The following is an 18,580-nucleotide window of genomic DNA, read 5'->3' as shown; positions in this document are numbered from 1 at the left end:
CTCTTTTATTGCATATGTTGGTGTGTTTTTGAATAACACTTCACAAACTAAATTTGTTTTAGAAAGAATCAACGACATTCCATACGTAACCGTTGCTCATGTAACTACAGGAAAGTTCAATATCTTCTGTAAAATCAGGGCTAGGGATACCAAACATGCTAAAGACGTAATCTTTATGCTTGACGATATTGAGGGAGTTTACAGAACCGAAACAATGATATCACTTGAAGAAAGCATCAATGACAAAAAACGTTTAATGCACACTATTTTCCAGGAGTTAGACTAGTTATCACTAAAAAATAAAAATAAAGCCTCAAGTGAAAACTTGAGGTTTTTTTGTACATTTAAAATTCAATCGTCTAGCCATGTACACATTACCCAAAATCGAACGCTTTAATCAAAACGTTTTATCCAAATACCATATTTACAACAGCGTTTTTATTACGCTTCCGTTTGATGCCATCGATAATACAGGAGTATTACTGCCTTTGTTTGCCGAAGTTTGCGATTCAGGTTTTAAAAAGAATTGGTCGCCAAAACAAATTGTCGATTTCTTTGCCGAAAAGTATTTAGACAACGCTTCGGAGGAAATGAAAATCGATTTAATGTTTCGGTTTATTCAATATGTCGAACGTCAAATTGTGCTTTTTGATGCCATCGAAGACGCCGCTTTTCCCGTTATACATAATTTAGAAGGCAGAGGCTCACTGCGTGACATCAAGGAAAAAGCTGAAGCCAAAGACAAACATGATGAGCTAATGCATTTCCTCGAAAACTTTAGTGTCCGAACCGTTCTCACAGCGCATCCAACGCAGTTTTACCCGGGTTCTGTTCTTGGAATCATCACCGATTTGACCGAAGCAATCCGTCAAAACGATTTATTTAAAATCAAACAATTGTTGGCGCAATTAGGTAAAACGCCCTTTATCAAAAAGGAAAAACCAACGCCTTACGATGAAGCAGTGAGCTTAATCTGGTACCTTGAAAATGTATTCTACCAAACCATTGGCGCGATGCTGCAATACATGCAAAAAAATATATTTAATGGAAATGCCATCGAAAATCCCCTTATTAATTTAGGTTTTTGGCCGGGTGGCGATAGAGATGGTAACCCTTTTGTAACGCCCGAGATAACTCAGAATGTTGCAAAACGATTGCGTACGTCAATCCTCAAATGTTATTACTTTGATATCAGGGCCTTAAGGAGAAAGCTGACATTCAATCAGGTGGATACAATGATTATCAGCCTCGAAAATAAACTGTACCGTTCTGTTTTTTATTCGCGTGGTGAGTTGTTTATTTCTTTAAATGAATTAAAAAGCGAACTCCATACTGTAAAACAAATCATAATCAACGAACATCAGTCATTGTATCTGGATGACATTGATATGCTTTTACAAAAAATTAATCAGTTTGGTTTTTATTTTGCTTCATTGGATATTCGCCAGAACAGTCACATTCATGACGCCGTTTTTGATGACATCCTTGAGGTTTTGAACAAAGAAAAAACCACATATTTACCAGATGATTTTGAAACACTTTCCGAAGAAAACAAAATGGATGTCATTTCAAATCTCGACTTAAATTTAAGCAATCATTTTTTTGAAAATGAAATCACGCGTTATACTTTAGATACAATAAAACTGATGCGCGAAATACAGGAACAGAATGGCGAAAGAGGCTGCAACCGTTACATCATCAGCAATAATGAAAGCGCTTTAAACGTAATAGAAACTTTTGCAATGTTTCGATTGCTCGATTGGAAAACCCCAACGGTTGATATTGTACCTTTATTTGAATCGATTAGTGATTTGCAAAATGCACAGGAAATCATGGAGCAATTATATAAAAATACAGTATATCGAAATCATATCAGACAAAGAAAGGATAAGCAGACCGTGATGCTCGGCTTTTCTGATGGTACCAAAGATGGCGGCTACTTAATGGCCAATTGGAGCATATTCAAAGCCAAGGAAACCATCACCGAAGTCTCACGAAAATATGGCGTTAAGGTAATATTCTTCGACGGTCGCGGCGGACCACCAGCACGTGGCGGTGGAAAAACACATAAGTTTTACGCGTCGTTGGGATCCACAATTGAAAATCAGGAAATACAGGTTACAGTGCAGGGACAGACTATTAGTTCCAATTTCGGAACATTGGATTCCTGTCGGTATAATTTAGAGAATCTTTTGAGCGCCGGTGTAGCGAATGCTGTTTTCAATAAGGATGAAAATAATCTTTCAGCGTCTGACAAATCAATTATTGATGAGTTAGCAGGTATTGGTTACCAAAAATACCTGGACTTTAAATCGCACCCAAAGTTTATCCCTTATTTGGAACAGATGAGCACCTTAAACTACTATTCCAAAACAAATATCGGAAGTCGTCCTTCAAAAAGAAATGCTTCGGAACAATTGAACTTTGCCGATTTGCGTGCAATTCCTTTTGTTAGTGCGTGGAGTCAGATGAAACAGAATGTGCCGGGTTTTTTCGGTGTCGGAACCGCTTTAAAACATTTTGAAGTCACGAACCAATGGGAAAAAGTACAAACGCTCTACGACGAATCTTTATTCTTCAGAACCTTGTTGGAAAACAGTATGATGTCGTTGGCCAAATGTTATTTTCCATTAACCGCTTACATGAAAGACGATGCAGAATTCGGTGAGTTTTGGCAAATTATCTTTGATGAATTTTCAGAAACCAAACGGCTGTTGCTCAAAATCGCCGGTCATAAAGAACTCATGGAAAACTACCCTGATGGAAAAGCTTCCATAGCCATGAGGGAACAAATAGTTTTACCATTACTGGCAATTCAGCAGTATGCATCTTCCCAAATCAATGAAATCAAAAAGCATAATAAGGTCGATGAAAAATTGCTAACCGCGTATGAAAAACTTGTAACGCGTTCACTGTTTGGAAATACGAACGCGGCCAGGAATTCGGCTTAATTCGTAAAAGTATATTTCCTGTTTATGTAAAAAAAATTAAAAAGGCTACAAATTGCAGGAGTGCTTTTTTCTTGTTCTTTTAGCTCGCTGGTTTTATAAAAATTTAACAGGAAAAATAACCAACCGAAGATTATTTTTGTATCTTCCCCGCAGATTTTCTAGTGTTATCAACAATTTAAATTGAAATAATATGAAAAAATACGCTCTTTTCCTTGTGACAAGCCTCTCATTTTTTACCGGATTTGCGCAATCAACGACAGACAAAACTTCCAATCAGGATGTGGCTGTCATATCAACTCCAGCAGCTATTGAATTGCCTAAAGTAAAAGCTTCCGTTCCCGATGCGAAATTTACCAAAATAAAAATCATCGAAAGCTATGAAAGGGTTTTAGAAAAAGGATACATAACCGAAGCAATGCTAACAAAAGTAGCCGATTACCGTTTTTTTGATGGAGACTTAATCACCGCAGCCAAATGGTATTCCCAATTATTTGAATACTGCCCCGAAGAATTAGAAGCAGTATACTTTTATCGCTATGCAAAGTCATTGGAAAGTATTGATCAAATTGAAAAAGCAAAAGAAATGATGGCAATCTATCAAATTAAAAAAACATAAAAAAAATCCAAACACTTCTCTTGCTTACCCAATTAATTGACCATCATGAAACCATCTGATTTACTGCCTCAAGAATTCGCCGGCCATTTTGCTACATATATCAACCAGGTTTCTAATGAATATACATTGACGGAAGAACTTGAAATCTCGGTGCATCGTTTGATAAAATTCGTGCAAAATATTCCGATGGATAAATTTGATTACCGTTATGCCGAAGGAAAATGGACAATCAAAGACATCATTCAACACCTGATTGATGCTGAAAGAATATTTGCCTATCGCGCTTTGCGTTTTGCCAGAAATGATAAAACTGCCTTGCCGGGTTTTGACGAAAATGACTATGTCGATGCAGTACAGGCGAACAATAGAAGCATTCAGGACTTGCTAACCGAATTAGCCGTAGTGCGACAAGCCACTTTGTCTTTATTCAAATCCTTCTCAACCGAAGAACTACTCCGAACAGGAACGGCTTCCAACAATCCAATGTCGGTTCGCGCGCTTGGATTTACAATCATCGGACACCAAAATCACCATCAAAGAGTATTCGAGAAAAGATATTTAGATTAAAATAAGATAACAAAAATCCCAAACTCTTAGTGAATTTGGGATTCGTAATTGGTAATTTATAATTCGTAATTATTTACTCCTCGTCGTCTTCGTCGTCGACAAAATTTTCTGAAATTTCAAACTCATCATCATCGTCATCATCATCGCCATCGTCTGAACCGCCTTTGTCATTCAGTAAATCTTCTTCTTCCTCTTCCTCATTTTCATCCGGCGCATCTTCATCATCATCTAAACCTTTAATTGGCTCAATAGGTTCCACCACAGAGTCAATATCCTCTTCGTCGTATTTTTCCATACGGCTGGCCAATTTTGTGCTCACTTTTACTAAGTAAATGGTGTCTTCTGTTTTAACTTCAACTGCTTCAATCAATTCGTTTTGGGCATTCCTAAACCGAATAATGTGGGAGTCGTCATAACCCTCGGGAAACTTCTCCACCAATAAATTTAGGATGTCTCCGGTTAGTTTAGCATAGTCAACGATAATTCTTCTCATAAAAAAATTTTTATAAATCTAGTAAGTAAGCAAATATTAAAGGTACAACAATGGTTGCATCCGATTCTACAATAAATTTGGGCGTATGTATGTCAAGTTTTCCCCAGGTGATTTTTTCATTAGGAACAGCCCCCGAATAGGAACCATAGCTTGTGGTTGAATCGGATATTTGACAAAAATAACTCCAAAACGGAACATCATGCATTTCCATATCCTGATATAACATCGGCACAACACAAATAGGAAAGTCTCCTGCAATTCCGCCACCAATCTGAAAGAAACCCAAACCTTTTCCTGTGGAGTTTTTTGGATACCAATCGGCCAACCACATCATGTATTCGATACCACTTTTCATTGTGGTGGGTTTAAATTCGCCTTTGATGCAATAGGAAGCAAAAATGTTCCCCATAGTGCTGTCTTCCCAACCCGGAACGACAATTGGCAAATTCTTTTCCGCCGCCGCAACCATCCATGAATCCTTAGGATCAATTTCATAATATTGTTGCAACACACCGGAATTAATCATTTGATACATGAATTCATGAGGAAAATAGCGTTCTCCTTTTGAATTGGCATTATTCCAAATGTCATATAAATGCGATTGCAATCTGCGGAACGCTTCTTCTTCCGGAATACAAGTATCGGTAACACGGTTAAAGTGATTTTCTAATAAATCCCATTCCTCCTGCGGACTTAAGTCGCGGTAATTTGGCACTCTTTTATAAGAATTGTGAGCCACCAAATTCATAATATCTTCCTCAAGATTTGCTCCTGTGCACGAAATAATATGTACTTTATCCTGACGAATCATTTCTGCCAGTGATTTCCCAAGTTCGGCCGTACTCATAGCACCGGCTAAGGAAATCAACATTTTACCATTGTCAAGCAAATGGGCTTCATATCCTTTTGCTGCATCAACAAGTGCCGCTGCATTAAAATGAAGATAATGTTTTTCTATAAACTGACTAATTGGTCCTTTGCTCATTTTGTATTTTTTGATCTGAATTTATTTACTTCGTCAGCTCGCTACGCTCGTGCCAGATTCCATTGTGGAATTTGATGTCCAAAGAAAATCTATTTTTTTAAAACTTCAAACTGTTTTCACAATTTAATTTTGTTAAAAATTACGACCTTAGAACAGTCTAATTTGAATGTTATTTTTTCTCGTAGCCTAATATTTTCAGGACGTCGTCAGAAGTTTGCTGTTCAGAGAAAACCTCAGTTGCCAAAATTCCATTTTCGTCTCTGTCTATTAAAATATGTTGGGGCTGTGGAATCAAACAGTGATGCAAACCTCCAAAACCACCAATGGTTTCCTGATAAGCACCTGTATTAAAGAACCCAATATATAAAGGTTTTTCTTTGTTGTATTTAGGCAAATAAACCGCATTCATATGTTGTTCAGAATTGTAATAATCGTCGCTGTCACAAGTTAAACCGCCTAATAAAACCCGTTCATAAGTATCATTCCAACGGTTTACTGCCAGCATTACAAAACGTTTATTGATTGCCCATGTGTCAGGTAAAGTAGTGATGAATGAACTGTCAATCATATTCCAGTTTTCTCTGTCGTTTTGCTTTTTTTGATACAAAACCTGGTAAATTGCACCACCGGATTCGCCTACAGTAAAGGAACCAAATTCAGTAAAGATATGAGGCACATCAATTTCGGCTTCATCACACGCAATTTTGATTTGATTTACGATTTCGTCAATCATATATTGATAATCATATTCAAATCCCAATGAGTTTTTGATTGGAAATCCTCCGCCTATATTTAGGCTATCTAAAGCCGGACATTCTTTTTTCAGGTTGATGTATACTTTCATACACTTCACCAATTCGTTCCAATAATAAGCCGTATCACGAATTCCTGTATTGATAAAAAAGTGAAGCATTTTCAATTCCACTTGCTTATTCTCCTGAATTTGTTTTCGATAAAAAGGAACGATGTCTTTGTATCCAATGCCGAGACGCGAAGTATAAAACTCAAACTTTGGTTCTTCTTCGGCAGCAATCCGAATTCCTATTTTAAATTTATTGGTAATTGATTCCTGTAATAAATCTAGTTCTTCGTAATTATCAATTATTGGAATTGTCTTGTTGAATCCACCGTTAATCAATCGGGCAATGTTTTCAATATATTGTTCCCTTTTGAAACCGTTGCAAATAATATAAGAGTTCTTGTTTATTTTGCCTTGAGCTATTAAATTCTCAACAATATTAATATCATAAGCCGAAGACGTTTCAATATGTACATGGTTCTTAAAAACCTCATTCATGATAAAACTAAAATGGGAACTTTTGGTACAATAGCAATAGTAATATTTTGCTTCATACTTATTTTTTTCCATCGATTTTCTAAACCATGCTTTGGCTTTGTTGATGTTGTTGGAAATTTGTGGTAGATAAGTAAATTTTAAAGGCGTACCATATTGTTCCACTAATTTCATCAAATCGATATTATGAAATTGCAGATGGTCTTTGTTAAGTGTAAATTCTTCCTGTGGGAAATAAAAAGTTTGATTAATTAAATCGAAATATTTAGTATTCATTAGAGCGGATAATTAAAGATTAAATCATTTTATAAAACAACGTAATCTGGAATTCAAACTCTAATATTTGCATAAATAATAAGTAGTTTTTCCTGGAATAAAAATGTGATTGGCGAGCATAAAGCCATTAAATCATTTTTGAGAATATAAAATTGATTGGAAGCAGTGAAGAAATTTGCGCTCGATTCTTGACTATAAATGCGGTAAATAGAAGTGTTGACACTTTTTTTCATTAGGGCAAATGTAAAAAATAAAATATTCGAAATCCCACTACTTGCAATAAAATTATGTTAACTTTTATAATCGTTAAATGATCTTATAATTAATTCATTATCAACTTCCTGATTGATTTTGACATTTCCAATTCCGTCAAGCAGCGCAAATTGTATTTTCCCATATTCATTTTTCTTGTCGTGAATAAGTAAATCCATTATGGGCGACAAGTCCTTTTCTTCAAAAACTATGTTTTCAAAAACAGCATTGATAGTGTTTTTAATTTCCAGATATTCTACAGATGAAAGCAGCTTTTTTTGCCATGAAATATAACTTTCCAAAATCATTCCCACAGCAATGGCTTCACCATGTAACAAAGTTTTTTTGTTTTCATTTTCAAGAAAATAACTTTCGATAGCGTGCCCTAAAGTGTGGCCAAAATTCAATGCTTTCCGAATGCCGTTTTCAGTTGGGTCCTGCATCACGATTTCATTTTTAATTTCAATCGATCGATAAATTAACGCATCAAAATCTGCAAAATCGATTGCGCTTAATTCTTTGAATTGCTTCCAATAAGCGGCATCGAATATCAAGCCGTGTTTCAACATTTCTGCCAATCCTGAGCGCATTTCGTTTTGTGGTAACGTTGACAAGTATTCGGTATCTATTAATATCATTTTCGGAACATTGATAACACCAATTTGATTTTTTAAACTTCCCAAATCAACTCCGTTTTTTCCGCCAATCGAAGCATCAACCGTTGCTAAAAGCGTGGTTGGGATATGAATAAAATCAATACCTCTTTTAAATGTAGACGCTACAAATCCACCAATATCGGTAATCACACCACCGCCAATATTAATCAGAAGGCTTTTCCTGTCACCGCCGAGTTCCGTTAATATTGTCCAAATCTCGACGCAAGTAGTAATGTTTTTCACAATTTCACCAGCTTCAATTTTAATAATTTCAATCGTTTTATCGGTAGTTAAAAAAGGTAAAAACCGGGATAAACAATACTCATTAGTATTACTATCCGTTAGAATGAAAAGAATAGAGTAGTTATTTTCTTCTATAAAATTATTGAGCGATTCATAACCGTCTTCGGCAAATAAAATTGGATAACCGTTGGCTTTTATAGGTTGCATCATTTTTTTAAACTATTCAGCAAAATAAGGCAATTTTTTTTTAATAATGCAATAAGTATTTCTAATAGGCTTTCTATTTTAAGTGATAAATAAAATTTACATTTGTTTAATCTTTTATAAAAAACAATAAACAAAAATAATGATATCTGCAAAACGTAATTTAGACGAGATTGCTATCGATCGAATTATTGAAATGGCTTGGGAAGATCGAACTCCTTTTGATGCGATTCAATTTCAATTTGGTTTGGCTGAAGCCGATGTAAAAGTGTTGATGAAAAGAGAACTCAAATTTGACAGCTATAAACTTTGGCGAAAACGTGTTGAAAATTGCAAAACCAAGCATCTGGCAAAACGTATAGCCGGAATTGATAGGTTCAAATGCAACTCACAACGCGCTATTTCGAACAATAAAATTTCTAAGAGATAAACAAAATGGAAAATGAAAGACCTGATAGCATAGTGTTTTCTGAAGAACACGGTTACAATGCTCGTCTGTTGCCTTATGCTACAAATGTTGGTGCGCCGGCAATTAATATTGACGATGTGGTTTCTTGGAAAAGCAGAGGAATTAGTAACGTTAACAAAGAGTTTGAAAATAAGTTCAATGAACTCAAAGTACAATATCAAAATTTAATGAACGAGTACCAATGGAACGACATAGTATATAATGCAAAGTTTTCATTTGAACCCGTTATTGGCGAAATTTATCATCTGTATGTTGGCGATGATGGAATCAATTTTTTATCCTTGATTTCTCCAAAAGAATGGAATAAAGAACACATTGGTACTTTCAAACTGAATAGTGATAAAAAGTGGATTTTACTAAATGAAGCATTTAATGCGCGGCACAAAAAAAAACCTACCCAGTAAAATATGTTTAGTTTGTAACCGACCTTTTTCCTGGCGTAAAAAATGGGAAAAGGTTTGGGAAGAAGTAAAGTACTGTAGTGATAAATGCAGAGGTATTAAAAATGGAAAATAAAAAAACGCTTCGATTAATTTTGGGAGACCAATTAAATAGCCATCATTCTTGGTTTAAAACTGTTGACGATTCCGTGACTTATGTAATGATGGAAGTCAGAACTGAAACCGATTATGCCTGGCATCATATCCAGAAAGTGGTCGGATTTTTCAGTGCCATGCGCTCTTTCGCAAATGAATTAAAACCTAAAAAGCACAATGTAAATTACATTCATTTAAATGATGAAAACAATTTACAGTCATTCGAAAAGAATCTAAATGCGCTACTAAATCATGGAAACTATACTCAGTTTGAATACCAATTACCCGATGAATACCGCTTAGATGCTTTACTAAAAAACTATTGTGCCAAACTTTCAATTCCTTATGCAGCCTTTGATACGGAGCATTTTTTTAGCACCAGAGAAGAATTAGGGCTTTTTTTTGAAGGTAAAAAAACGTTTATGATGGAAAGTTTTTATCGTGCCATCCGAAAAAAGCACAACGTATTAATGGAAGGTGATAAACCCACAACAGGTCAGTGGAACTATGATGGCGATAACCGCAAAAAGTTACCTAAAGATCATAAACCAACGCAACCTTTAGTTTTTAACAATGATGTTTGCAAAATTGTTTCAGAATTAAAAGGTACAGATGTTTCAACTATTGGAACCATTGACGCTGCTAATTTTATTTGGCCAATAAACAGGGAACAATCGTTAGCGTTGCTCGATTTTTTTGTCAAGGAATGTTTGCCGCTATTTGGTTCCTATCAGGATGCCATGACACCAAACGAATGGTCATTGTACCACGCGCGGATTTCTTTTTCAATGAACGTTAAAATGATTTCGCCAAAAGAAGTGATTTCCAGGGCAATACAAGAATGGGGAAACAGGAAAGATGAAATAGAGTACAACCAACTCGAAGGTTTTGTTCGCCAAATTATAGGTTGGCGTGAATACATGCGTGGTATCTATTGGTTAAAAATGCCCGAATTTGCATCCTTGAATTTCTTCAATCATACTGAAAAATTACCCGATTGGTATTGGACGGGCAACACTAAAATGAATTGTCTTAAAGACGCGATCACGCAATCTTTAAATTATGCCTATGCGCATCACATTCAACGGCTAATGATTACAGGAAATTTTGCTTTACTGGCGGGAATTCATCCGGATGAAGTCGATGCGTGGTATCTTGGAGTTTATATTGATGCCATTGAATGGGTGGAAATTACCAATACACGCGGCATGAGCCAGTTTGCTGATGGCGGAATTGTCGGCACTAAACCTTATGTGAGTTCCGCTTCTTACATTGATAAAATGAGTAATTATTGTGGTAGTTGCTTCTATAAAAAGGCTTTGAAAACCGGAGATAAAGCCTGTCCTTTCAATAGTTTGTATTGGAATTTTTACGATAAAAATGAAAACAAATTATCTAAAAATCCACGAATCGGAATGATGTATAACGTTTGGAATAAAATGAAACCCGAAGATAAAGTTAGCTTACTCGAGCAGGCCGATTATTATTTGAAAAATATAAATAACCTATGAAAAGAGCGATAGTTTGGTTTAAAACCGATTTGCGGTTGCATGATAATGAAACCTTGGCAAAAGCGATTGCCAGAAGCGACGAAATTATTCCGGTGTATTGTTTTGATGAGGCTCAATTTAAAGTGACAGCGTATGGATTTAAAAAAACAGGAAGTTTCAGAGCGCAATTTTTATTAGAATCGGTTGCCGATTTAGATAAGAATTTAAGAGAATTAGGTTCAGGTTTAATTATCTTAAAAGGAAAGCCAGAAATTGAAATTCCGAAAATTGTTCAAGAATATAAAACCGCTAAGGTTTTTGCCAAGCGCGAAGTTGCTCATGAAGAAAAACAAACCGAAGCTTTGGTTCAAGCCGAACTTTTTAAATTGCGATGTGAATTCGAAACGTTCAGCACGAGCACATTATATCATGCAGAAGATTTCCCTTTTTCTATAAAGGATATCCCCGATGTTTTTACCAATTTCAGAAAAAAAACAGAGCAAGACGCCACTATTAGAAGCGTTTTCGAAAAACCGTTAGCACTCAAATCTCCTGAAATTCCTGAAATTAAGTTACCGCTGCTGAAGGATTTGGGTTTGGATACTATAAGTGTTGATTCCAGAGCTGCCATTCAGTTCAAAGGCGGCGAAACCGAAGCGCTGCATCGTTTGCAACATTATTTTTTTGAAACTAAATCGATATCCAAGTACAAAGAAACCCGAAACGGAATGACTGGAGCTGACTATTCATCAAAGTTTTCAGCCTGGCTTGCACTCGGTTGTTTGTCTCCAAGAGAAATTTATTTCGAACTAAAAAAATACGAAGCTCAATACCAGGCAAATGAATCCACTTATTGGTTGGTTTTTGAATTACTGTGGCGCGATTATTTCAGGTTTATGATGAAGAAATATCACACCAAATTTTTTCAATTAGCCGGCATTCAAAACAAAGGAATTATCGTTAATAAACACAATATTCAACTCCTGCAAAATTGGATTGACGGAACTACTGGAGTTGATTTTGTTGATGCCAATATGATAGAACTTAAATTAACAGGTTTCATGAGTAATCGAGGTCGGCAAAATGTAGCCAGTTATTTGTGTAACGATTTAAAACTCGATTGGCGTTATGGAGCAGCTTATTTTGAGCAACAACTTATCGATTATGATGTGTGCAGCAATTGGGGAAATTGGGCGTATTTGGCTGGAGTTGGCAATGATCCAAGAGGAAATCGTTATTTTAATATCGAGAAGCAAGCACAGGATTACGATAAGAATGCCGTTTACAGAAATTTATGGTTGACTCGTTTAAAATAAGTTTTATTATTTTTAATGAATGATAAAATGGCTACTTAAAACTAGTTTTTTAAAATGAAATAATTTCAAAACTCTTTCTATATTTGCTCGGATAAATCGAATTAATGGAAAACATTTTCAACAATACGCAGGTTGCCTTCGCACTTAAAACCGATACCGAATTAGAGCGCGCCTATTTTTTATTCAAAATGATTGATAATGAGCCATTAGTGCGCATCGGAACTGCGGTTACTAATTTTGCCCTGAAGGCACATTTGCCAGTTGAGAGCTTGATTAGAGCTACTGTTTTCGATCATTTTTGTGGTGGAACTACGGAGGAAGATTGTCTTTCGGTGGTTGATAAAATGTTTACCAAAGGCGTTTCTTCGGTTTTGGATTATTCGGTTGAAGGAAAGGAAGAGGAAGAACAATTTGATGCTGCTTTACAGATGACATTGAAAACGGTTGAATTTGCCAAAGAAAAAAAAGCAATTCCGTTTGCCGTTTTTAAACCAACAGGGTTAGGGCGATTTGATTTGTATACAAAAATAGGAGAAAAGCAGTCATTATCCATTGAAGAAAAAAAGGAGTGGGATAGAGTGGTATCTCGTTTTGAGTTGATTTGTAGAACGGCTTATGAAAAAGATGTGGCGCTTTTAATTGATGGCGAGGAAAGTTGGATGCAGGATGCCGCGGATGACTTGGTTACCGAAATGATGAGAAAGTACAACAAAAAGAAGGCGGTTGTCTTTAATACACTTCAATTATACCGTTGGGATCGATTAGATTATTTAAAGAAATTGCATGAGCAAGCCAAAGTGGAAGGTTTTTTCATCGGAATGAAAATAGTTCGCGGTGCTTACATGGAAAAGGAAAACAAGCGCGCGGAAGAACTGGGTTATCCAACACCTATCTGCGAAAGCAAAGAAGCTACTGATAATAACTATGATTTGACGATGGCTTATATGATGGATAATTTGGACAGCATGGCTATTTTTGCCGGAACACACAATGAATCAAGCTCTTACAAGTTGATAGAAATGATGCAAAACAAAGGGATTTCTAAAAACGATGAGAGGATTTGGTTCGGACAATTGTACGGTATGAGCGATAATATTAGCTACAATTTAGCAGAATTTGGCTATAATGTTGCCAAGTATTTGCCCTTTGGTCCGGTTCGGGATGTGATGCCTTACTTGATTAGGCGAGCTGAAGAGAATACTTCCGTTGCAGGTCAGACAAGTAGAGAATTAAACTTGTTAAAGGCTGAAAGACAGCGTAGAAAAAGCAACAAGTAGAAAAAAATGACCTCATTAATTGAGGTTTTTTTATGGCTTTTTTTTAAATATATGTTATAGTGCTATTAAAATCAATATCTTTGACTTTTGTTTTTTAAACAAAATATTGGACACCTACTTAAAAGATATTTTTAGAATGAAGAAAGCTACGCTGTTTTATAAATCATTATTGCTGTTAACCGCCTTAATTTCCTTTCAGGGATTTGCCCAAAATCTTCTGGTTAACGGAGGTTTTGAAAGTGGTGGTGCAGGAACTGGTTTTCAGACTAATTATTCTCTTCCGGCTACTGCAGGAACAAGCGCGCAAAGGGAATACAATATTTTGGTGAATCCATCTACGATGAACACGGCCAATTTCGCTAATGCCGGTGACCATACAACAGGAGCAGGAAACATGATGGTCGTTGATGGTTCAGCTAGTTCCGGAGATAAAATTTGGGAATTATTAAATGGTTCCTCCATTGGAGTTGTAAGCGGACAAACTTATACTTTTTCTTATTGGATTAGCTCTATTTCGGGAACAAATACGACTGCTAATTCTGCTAATATTGTAGTAAACACGAACGGTACTACAACAGCACCAGTGTTAACGTCGGGATCCGCTAACGCTCCAACGGGTAACCCATCTGCCTGGACACAAGTTACTTATACGTGGACGGCAACTACCAACAATGCGCAAATTTGGATCACCGATAGTCAGACTAGTGCTGCCGGTAATGATTTTGCTTTAGATGATTTTTCATTAGTACCTTGTTTGGCAACTAATGTCACATGTGGAACCACTACGACCAGCTCAATTACGTTCAATTGGGTTCCTGTTGCGGGAGCCACAGGGTATACTGTTTCCTATCAAATAAACAATGGTCCGGTTAATTCTTTACCTACATTGCCCTCATTAAACTTAACAGTTAATTCCTTAAACCCGGGAGATCAGGTTAGAATTACGGTATTACCTGTCGGAAGTGGATGTTATAGTTCAACCACACAAATTTGTTTCGCTGCTACTACATGTCCGGTTCCTGCTGTAAGTGTAACCCAGCAGCCGACGTGCTCTAATCCTACCGGAACAATAGTATTTACAAGTCCGATAAATACGGTATTGCCTATACCATCAAATCTATATATTTCTCAAGTAACAGACGCAAATTCTGGTTCGTTGACTTATATAGAAATTTTTAATGGAACGGGAGCGACGGTAAATTTATCCAATTATAAAATTAAAATTTATAATAACGGAAGTGCAACAGTTACAGTGACATGTGATTTTGCTTTATCCGGAAATTTATTAAATAATGACGTTGTTGTTATTGCAGTTGGAAGTGCTTCTAATCTTGGCGGTGTTGTACCCGATTTAACATTTGCAAGCTGTGCTGGAGTTAATAATAATGATAATATACGGTTAGCTACTATTGGTGACGTTGAATTTGATTTATGGGGAAGAACCGATGGAACTGTATTTACACCCGCAGGTGCGGTAGGATATACCTATTCCAGAAATGTATCGGCACCACATCCTTCAATGACATGGAATCCCGCCGATTGGACAGCTACGGATTGGATTAGCGCCTCCGTTGAGGATTATTCAGATGTTGGCACCTATAATTATCAGCTTTCTAATTATCAATATAGTGTAGTGAGCCCCACTTATCAAGTAAGCCCCACTTTTACGAACTTAACACCTAATACATATAATGTAACCATTAGAGATTTGGTATCCGGCTGTGTTTCCACACCCATTGCATTAACAGTAAATCCCACAACCACTGTTGCGCCTCCATCGGTTTTGTCCATAACCTATTGCCCAAATGCGGTTGCTGTTCCTTTAACGGCAACACCTGAATCAGGAGCAACCTTAAACTGGTATGGAACTAACAGTTCTGGAGGAACAGCTTCTGCAACCGCTCCAACTCCTTTAACAAATGGTCCCGCGGGTTCCGTAGCACATTATTATGTGAGCCAAACCATAAGCGGATGCGAAAGCACAAGGGCAGATCTTCAGGTTTTTATTGGACGTCCGCCTATCGCGGGTGACAATCCATTTTTATTCTGCGATGGTGCAAATACAACAGCTACTTCTGTAGCTTTTGACTTTAATAATATTAGGTATCAGTTAACTCCTCCTTTATATCAAACAAGCTGGAGTTATAGCTATACTATCAATGGAGGTACTCCGATAACAGGAACACATACAGGACTTTCCCATTTTGATGTTCCGGTAACAACACCAGGCGCCACAGTTATTTTTACTATAACTTGGAATGGAATATGTACGCCAAGTCAAACAGAAACCTGTTATGCAGCCTGTGCAGTTACACCGGTTTTAAATATAACAAATCCCGCTGCAGTTTGTTCACCAAATACGGTTGACATTACACAACCAGCTGTAACTGCTGGAAGTACGGGTGGAGGATCATTAAGTTATTGGACTAATGCAGCAGCAACAACGTCATTAACTAATCCAACGGCGATCACAATCAGTGGAACGTATTATATTAAAAGTTCAGTGGGAAGTTGTTCGGATATCAATCCGGTAGTAGTAACCATTAATCCAACTCCGGTTTTAAATATTACCAATCCCGCAGCTGTATGTGCACCAAATACAATAGATATAACGTTACCGGCAGTTACAGCAGGAAGTACTGGTGGCGGAACATTAAGTTATTGGACTAATGCGGCAGCCACAACAGCACTGGCAAACCCATCAGCAGTTGCTGCAAGTGGAACGTATTATATTAAAAGCACACTTGGAAGTTGCTCAGATATTGAACCGGTAACAGTAACCATTAATCCTACACCGGTTCTAACTATAACAAATCCGGCCGCAGTTTGTTCTCCAAATACAGTAAACATTACCTTGCCGGCAGTTACTTCGGGAAGCACAGGTGGCGGAACATTAAGTTATTGGACTAACGCTGCTGCTACTACGGCATTGGCAAATCCAACAGCGATTGCTATAAGTGGCACCTATTATATTAAAACTACGTTGGGTTCTTGTTTAGATATTGAACCAGTAGTCGTCACTATTACATCCACACCGTCCTTGACAGTTACAAATCCTGCCGCAGTATGTTCCCCGAATACGATTGATATAACATTACCAGCAGTTACTGCCGGTAGTACAGGTGGCGGAACCTTAAGTTATTGGACTAATGCAGCTGCAACAACTCCTTTAGCTAATCCAACTGCAGTTGACACAAATGGAACCTATTATATTAAAAGTACCGTTGGAACCTGTTTTGATATTGAACCGGTTACAGTAACCATTAATCCAACTCCGGTTTTAAGTATAACAAATCCAGCTTCAATTTGTTCTCCTAACACTGTTGATATTACTTTACCGGCAGTCACTTCGGGAAGCACAGGCGGCGGAACATTAAGTTATTGGAGCAATGCAACAGCGACAACTGCTTTAGCTAATCCAACTGCGATTGCAATCAGTGGAACGTATTATATTAAAAGTTCTTTGGGGAACTGTTCGGATATTAATCCCGTAGTAGTAACCATTAATCCAACTCCAGTTTTAAGTATTACCAATCCTGGGGCTGTTTGTACGCCAAATGCAATAGACATTACATTACCGGCAGTTACAGCGGGAAGTACAGGAGGAGGAACATTGAGTTATTGGACTAACGCTGCAGCAACAACGGCACTGGTAAACCCAACAGCGGTGACTACAAGTGGAACCTATTATATTAAAAGCACACTTGGTAATTGTTCAGATATTGACCCGGTAACAGTAACCATTAATCCAACCCCTGTTTTGAGTATAACAAATCCGGCCGCAGTTTGTTCACCAAATACTGTTGACATAACATTACCGGCAGTCACGGCGGGAAGTACTGGTGGAGGAACACTAAGTTATTGGACGAATGCGACCGCTACAACAGCTTTAGTTAATCCAACTGCCGTTGGAACTAGTGGAACGTATTATATTAAAAGCACACTTGGAAACTGTTCCGATATTAAACCTGTCACAGTTACCATAAACAATCCTAATTTAATTATTACAAACCCACCAACAGTTTGTTCGCCAGACACTGTTGATTTAACATTACCAGCAGTAACAGCAGGAAGCACGGGCGGAGGTATATTAAGTTATTGGACAAATGCTGCAGCGACAATGGCTTTAGCTAATCCAAATGTTGTTGCGACTGGAGGCACGTATTATATCAAAAGTACTGTTGGAACTTGCTTTGACATAGAACCCGTTGTTGTAACTATCAATGCTAATTTTGTTGTAAATAATCCGCTTCCATTAGAAAGTTGCGATCCAAACAATGATGGATTTGTAACATTTGATTTAACTCAAACTAGTAATAGCATTACTGGCGGAAATCCGGGATACATTGTTAGCTTCCATGAGACTCAAGTCGATGCGGTGGTTAATGGAACATCTATTCCAACTCCGGCTAATTATGACAATATTAATCCATTTTTACAAACAGTTTATGTAAGAGTGTCTTCAAATACATCTACATGTTTTCAAATTGTTCAATTACAATTAATAATCCATTTAACCCCTGTTGCCACTGAGCCTGATGATTATGAGTTATGTGATTACACAGGAGCCCCGGGTTATGAGACTTTTGATTTAACGACCACTATTCCACAGGTATTGGGTTCCTTGAATCCATCCACACACGCAGTAACTTTTTACACCAGCCAGGCTGCAGCCGAATCGGGGACAGGTAATATCACCAATACGACGAGTTACATTAATGGCAGCATTGATACCGAAACCATTTACGTTCGGGTAGAAAATACTGCTACGGGCTGTTACGATATTATAACTTTGCAACTGATTGTAAATCCATTACCAAATGCTACCCAGCCGAACTATCCGCAGTATTCACTTTGCGATACAACAGGTTTAGTAGGTTTTGAGGTTTTTGATTTAGCCTCACGCATTACACCAATACTGTTAGGTCAAACAGGTATGGATGTTTCTTTTTACC

The 18,580-nt window shown here is 37.2% G+C and carries 15 protein-coding genes; 11 read left to right on the top strand and 4 right to left on the bottom strand.

All coding sequences use genetic code 11. The annotated features are described in order from the left end of the window. The 4 genes from Q0Q99_RS12375 to Q0Q99_RS12360 all read left to right on the top strand — a co-directional run. On the top strand, window positions 1–286 hold a 286-nt coding region (locus Q0Q99_RS12375; protein WP_293896464.1), incomplete at its 5' end, for an Lrp/AsnC ligand binding domain-containing protein. Between the two features lie 79 nt (window positions 287–365). Further along, window positions 366–2,951, top strand: a complete 2,586-nt coding sequence (locus Q0Q99_RS12370) for a phosphoenolpyruvate carboxylase (RefSeq protein WP_293896461.1) — start codon at window positions 366–368, stop codon at window positions 2,949–2,951. A gap of 190 nt (window positions 2,952–3,141) precedes the next feature. Then, the gene (locus Q0Q99_RS12365) at window positions 3,142–3,567 is read left to right on the top strand and encodes a hypothetical protein (protein ID WP_293896458.1); all 426 of its coding nucleotides are present in this window, start codon (window positions 3,142–3,144) and stop codon (window positions 3,565–3,567) included. A gap of 45 nt (window positions 3,568–3,612) precedes the next feature. Next, window positions 3,613–4,134, top strand: coding sequence for a DinB family protein (locus tag Q0Q99_RS12360; RefSeq protein WP_293896455.1), 522 nt, complete (start codon window positions 3,613–3,615; stop codon window positions 4,132–4,134). 73 nt (window positions 4,135–4,207) lie between these two features. Here the strand turns inward: Q0Q99_RS12360 and Q0Q99_RS12355 are convergent, their stop codons facing one another. From Q0Q99_RS12355 to aroB, 4 genes are all read right to left on the bottom strand, one after another. Next, window positions 4,208–4,627, bottom strand: coding sequence for a DNA primase (locus Q0Q99_RS12355; RefSeq protein WP_293896452.1), 420 nt, complete (start codon window positions 4,625–4,627; stop codon window positions 4,208–4,210). Window positions 4,628–4,637: 10 nt separating this feature from the next. Next, window positions 4,638–5,612 (bottom strand): deoxyhypusine synthase family protein, encoded by a 975-nt coding sequence (locus tag Q0Q99_RS12350; protein ID WP_293896449.1) that lies wholly within the window; start codon window positions 5,610–5,612, stop codon window positions 4,638–4,640. Between the two features lie 169 nt (window positions 5,613–5,781). Continuing rightward, window positions 5,782–7,182, bottom strand: coding sequence for an arginine decarboxylase (locus tag Q0Q99_RS12345; RefSeq protein ID WP_293896446.1), 1,401 nt, complete (start codon window positions 7,180–7,182; stop codon window positions 5,782–5,784). Window positions 7,183–7,472: 290 nt separating this feature from the next. After that, a complete protein-coding gene (gene aroB, locus Q0Q99_RS12340; RefSeq protein ID WP_293896467.1) occupies window positions 7,473–8,540 on the bottom strand; it encodes a 3-dehydroquinate synthase in 1,068 nt (355 codons plus the stop codon). A 139-nt stretch (window positions 8,541–8,679) separates the two neighbouring features. Here aroB and Q0Q99_RS12335 point away from each other — a divergent pair, with 139 nt between their 5' ends. The 7 genes from Q0Q99_RS12335 to Q0Q99_RS12305 all read left to right on the top strand — a co-directional run. Then, the gene (locus Q0Q99_RS12335; protein WP_293896443.1) at window positions 8,680–8,967 is read left to right on the top strand and encodes a TIGR03643 family protein; all 288 of its coding nucleotides are present in this window, start codon (window positions 8,680–8,682) and stop codon (window positions 8,965–8,967) included. 5 nt (window positions 8,968–8,972) lie between these two features. After that, window positions 8,973–9,410, top strand: coding sequence for a DUF2452 domain-containing protein (locus Q0Q99_RS12330; protein ID WP_293896440.1), 438 nt, complete (start codon window positions 8,973–8,975; stop codon window positions 9,408–9,410). Further along, window positions 9,379–9,522 (top strand): DUF2256 domain-containing protein, encoded by a 144-nt coding sequence (locus Q0Q99_RS12325; RefSeq protein WP_293896437.1) that lies wholly within the window; start codon window positions 9,379–9,381, stop codon window positions 9,520–9,522. The genes Q0Q99_RS12330 and Q0Q99_RS12325 overlap by 32 nt, the downstream gene beginning before the upstream one ends. Next, complete coding sequence (locus Q0Q99_RS12320; RefSeq protein WP_293896434.1) at window positions 9,512–11,053, top strand: cryptochrome/photolyase family protein; 1,542 nt, start codon at window positions 9,512–9,514, stop codon at window positions 11,051–11,053. Before Q0Q99_RS12325 ends, Q0Q99_RS12320 begins: the two co-directional genes overlap by 11 nt. Next, window positions 11,050–12,348, top strand: a complete 1,299-nt coding sequence (locus Q0Q99_RS12315; protein ID WP_293896430.1) for a DASH family cryptochrome — start codon at window positions 11,050–11,052, stop codon at window positions 12,346–12,348. Before Q0Q99_RS12320 ends, Q0Q99_RS12315 begins: the two co-directional genes overlap by 4 nt. Before the next feature lie 104 nt (window positions 12,349–12,452). Further along, window positions 12,453–13,625 carry a proline dehydrogenase family protein gene (locus tag Q0Q99_RS12310; RefSeq protein ID WP_293896427.1) on the top strand — a complete coding sequence of 391 codons (1,173 nt, stop codon included), beginning with the start codon at window positions 12,453–12,455 and terminating at the stop codon, window positions 13,623–13,625. A 136-nt stretch (window positions 13,626–13,761) separates the two neighbouring features. Continuing rightward, a partial coding sequence (locus Q0Q99_RS12305) for a hypothetical protein (RefSeq protein WP_293896424.1) occupies window positions 13,762–18,580 on the top strand: 4,819 nt, incomplete at its 3' end.

The organism is Flavobacterium sp. (genome assembly GCF_025352425.1).
In the GTDB taxonomy this organism is placed as follows: Bacteria; Bacteroidota; Bacteroidia; order Flavobacteriales; family Flavobacteriaceae; genus Flavobacterium.
The sequence above is the reverse complement of the archived record's forward strand: the minus strand, read 5'-3'. Positions and strand labels throughout refer to the sequence as shown.

Bases quoted from the DNA above. Each gene is read 5' to 3' on its own strand.
- Q0Q99_RS12370 (WP_293896461.1), top strand. From the start codon at position 366: ATGTACACATTACCCAAAATCGAACGCTTTAATCAAAACGTTTTATCC.
- Q0Q99_RS12365 (WP_293896458.1), top strand. From the start codon at position 3,142: ATGAAAAAATACGCTCTTTTCCTTGTGACAAGCCTCTCATTTTTTACC.
- Q0Q99_RS12360 (WP_293896455.1), top strand. From the start codon at position 3,613: ATGAAACCATCTGATTTACTGCCTCAAGAATTCGCCGGCCATTTTGCT.
- Q0Q99_RS12355 (WP_293896452.1), bottom strand. From the start codon at position 4,627: ATGAGAAGAATTATCGTTGACTATGCTAAACTAACCGGAGACATCCTA.
- Q0Q99_RS12350 (WP_293896449.1), bottom strand. From the start codon at position 5,612: ATGAGCAAAGGACCAATTAGTCAGTTTATAGAAAAACATTATCTTCAT.
- Q0Q99_RS12345 (WP_293896446.1), bottom strand. From the start codon at position 7,182: ATGAATACTAAATATTTCGATTTAATTAATCAAACTTTTTATTTCCCA.
- aroB (WP_293896467.1), bottom strand. From the start codon at position 8,540: ATGCAACCTATAAAAGCCAACGGTTATCCAATTTTATTTGCCGAAGAC.
- Q0Q99_RS12335 (WP_293896443.1), top strand. From the start codon at position 8,680: ATGATATCTGCAAAACGTAATTTAGACGAGATTGCTATCGATCGAATT.
- Q0Q99_RS12330 (WP_293896440.1), top strand. From the start codon at position 8,973: ATGGAAAATGAAAGACCTGATAGCATAGTGTTTTCTGAAGAACACGGT.
- Q0Q99_RS12325 (WP_293896437.1), top strand. From the start codon at position 9,379: ATGCGCGGCACAAAAAAAAACCTACCCAGTAAAATATGTTTAGTTTGT.
- Q0Q99_RS12320 (WP_293896434.1), top strand. From the start codon at position 9,512: ATGGAAAATAAAAAAACGCTTCGATTAATTTTGGGAGACCAATTAAAT.
- Q0Q99_RS12315 (WP_293896430.1), top strand. From the start codon at position 11,050: ATGAAAAGAGCGATAGTTTGGTTTAAAACCGATTTGCGGTTGCATGAT.
- Q0Q99_RS12310 (WP_293896427.1), top strand. From the start codon at position 12,453: ATGGAAAACATTTTCAACAATACGCAGGTTGCCTTCGCACTTAAAACC.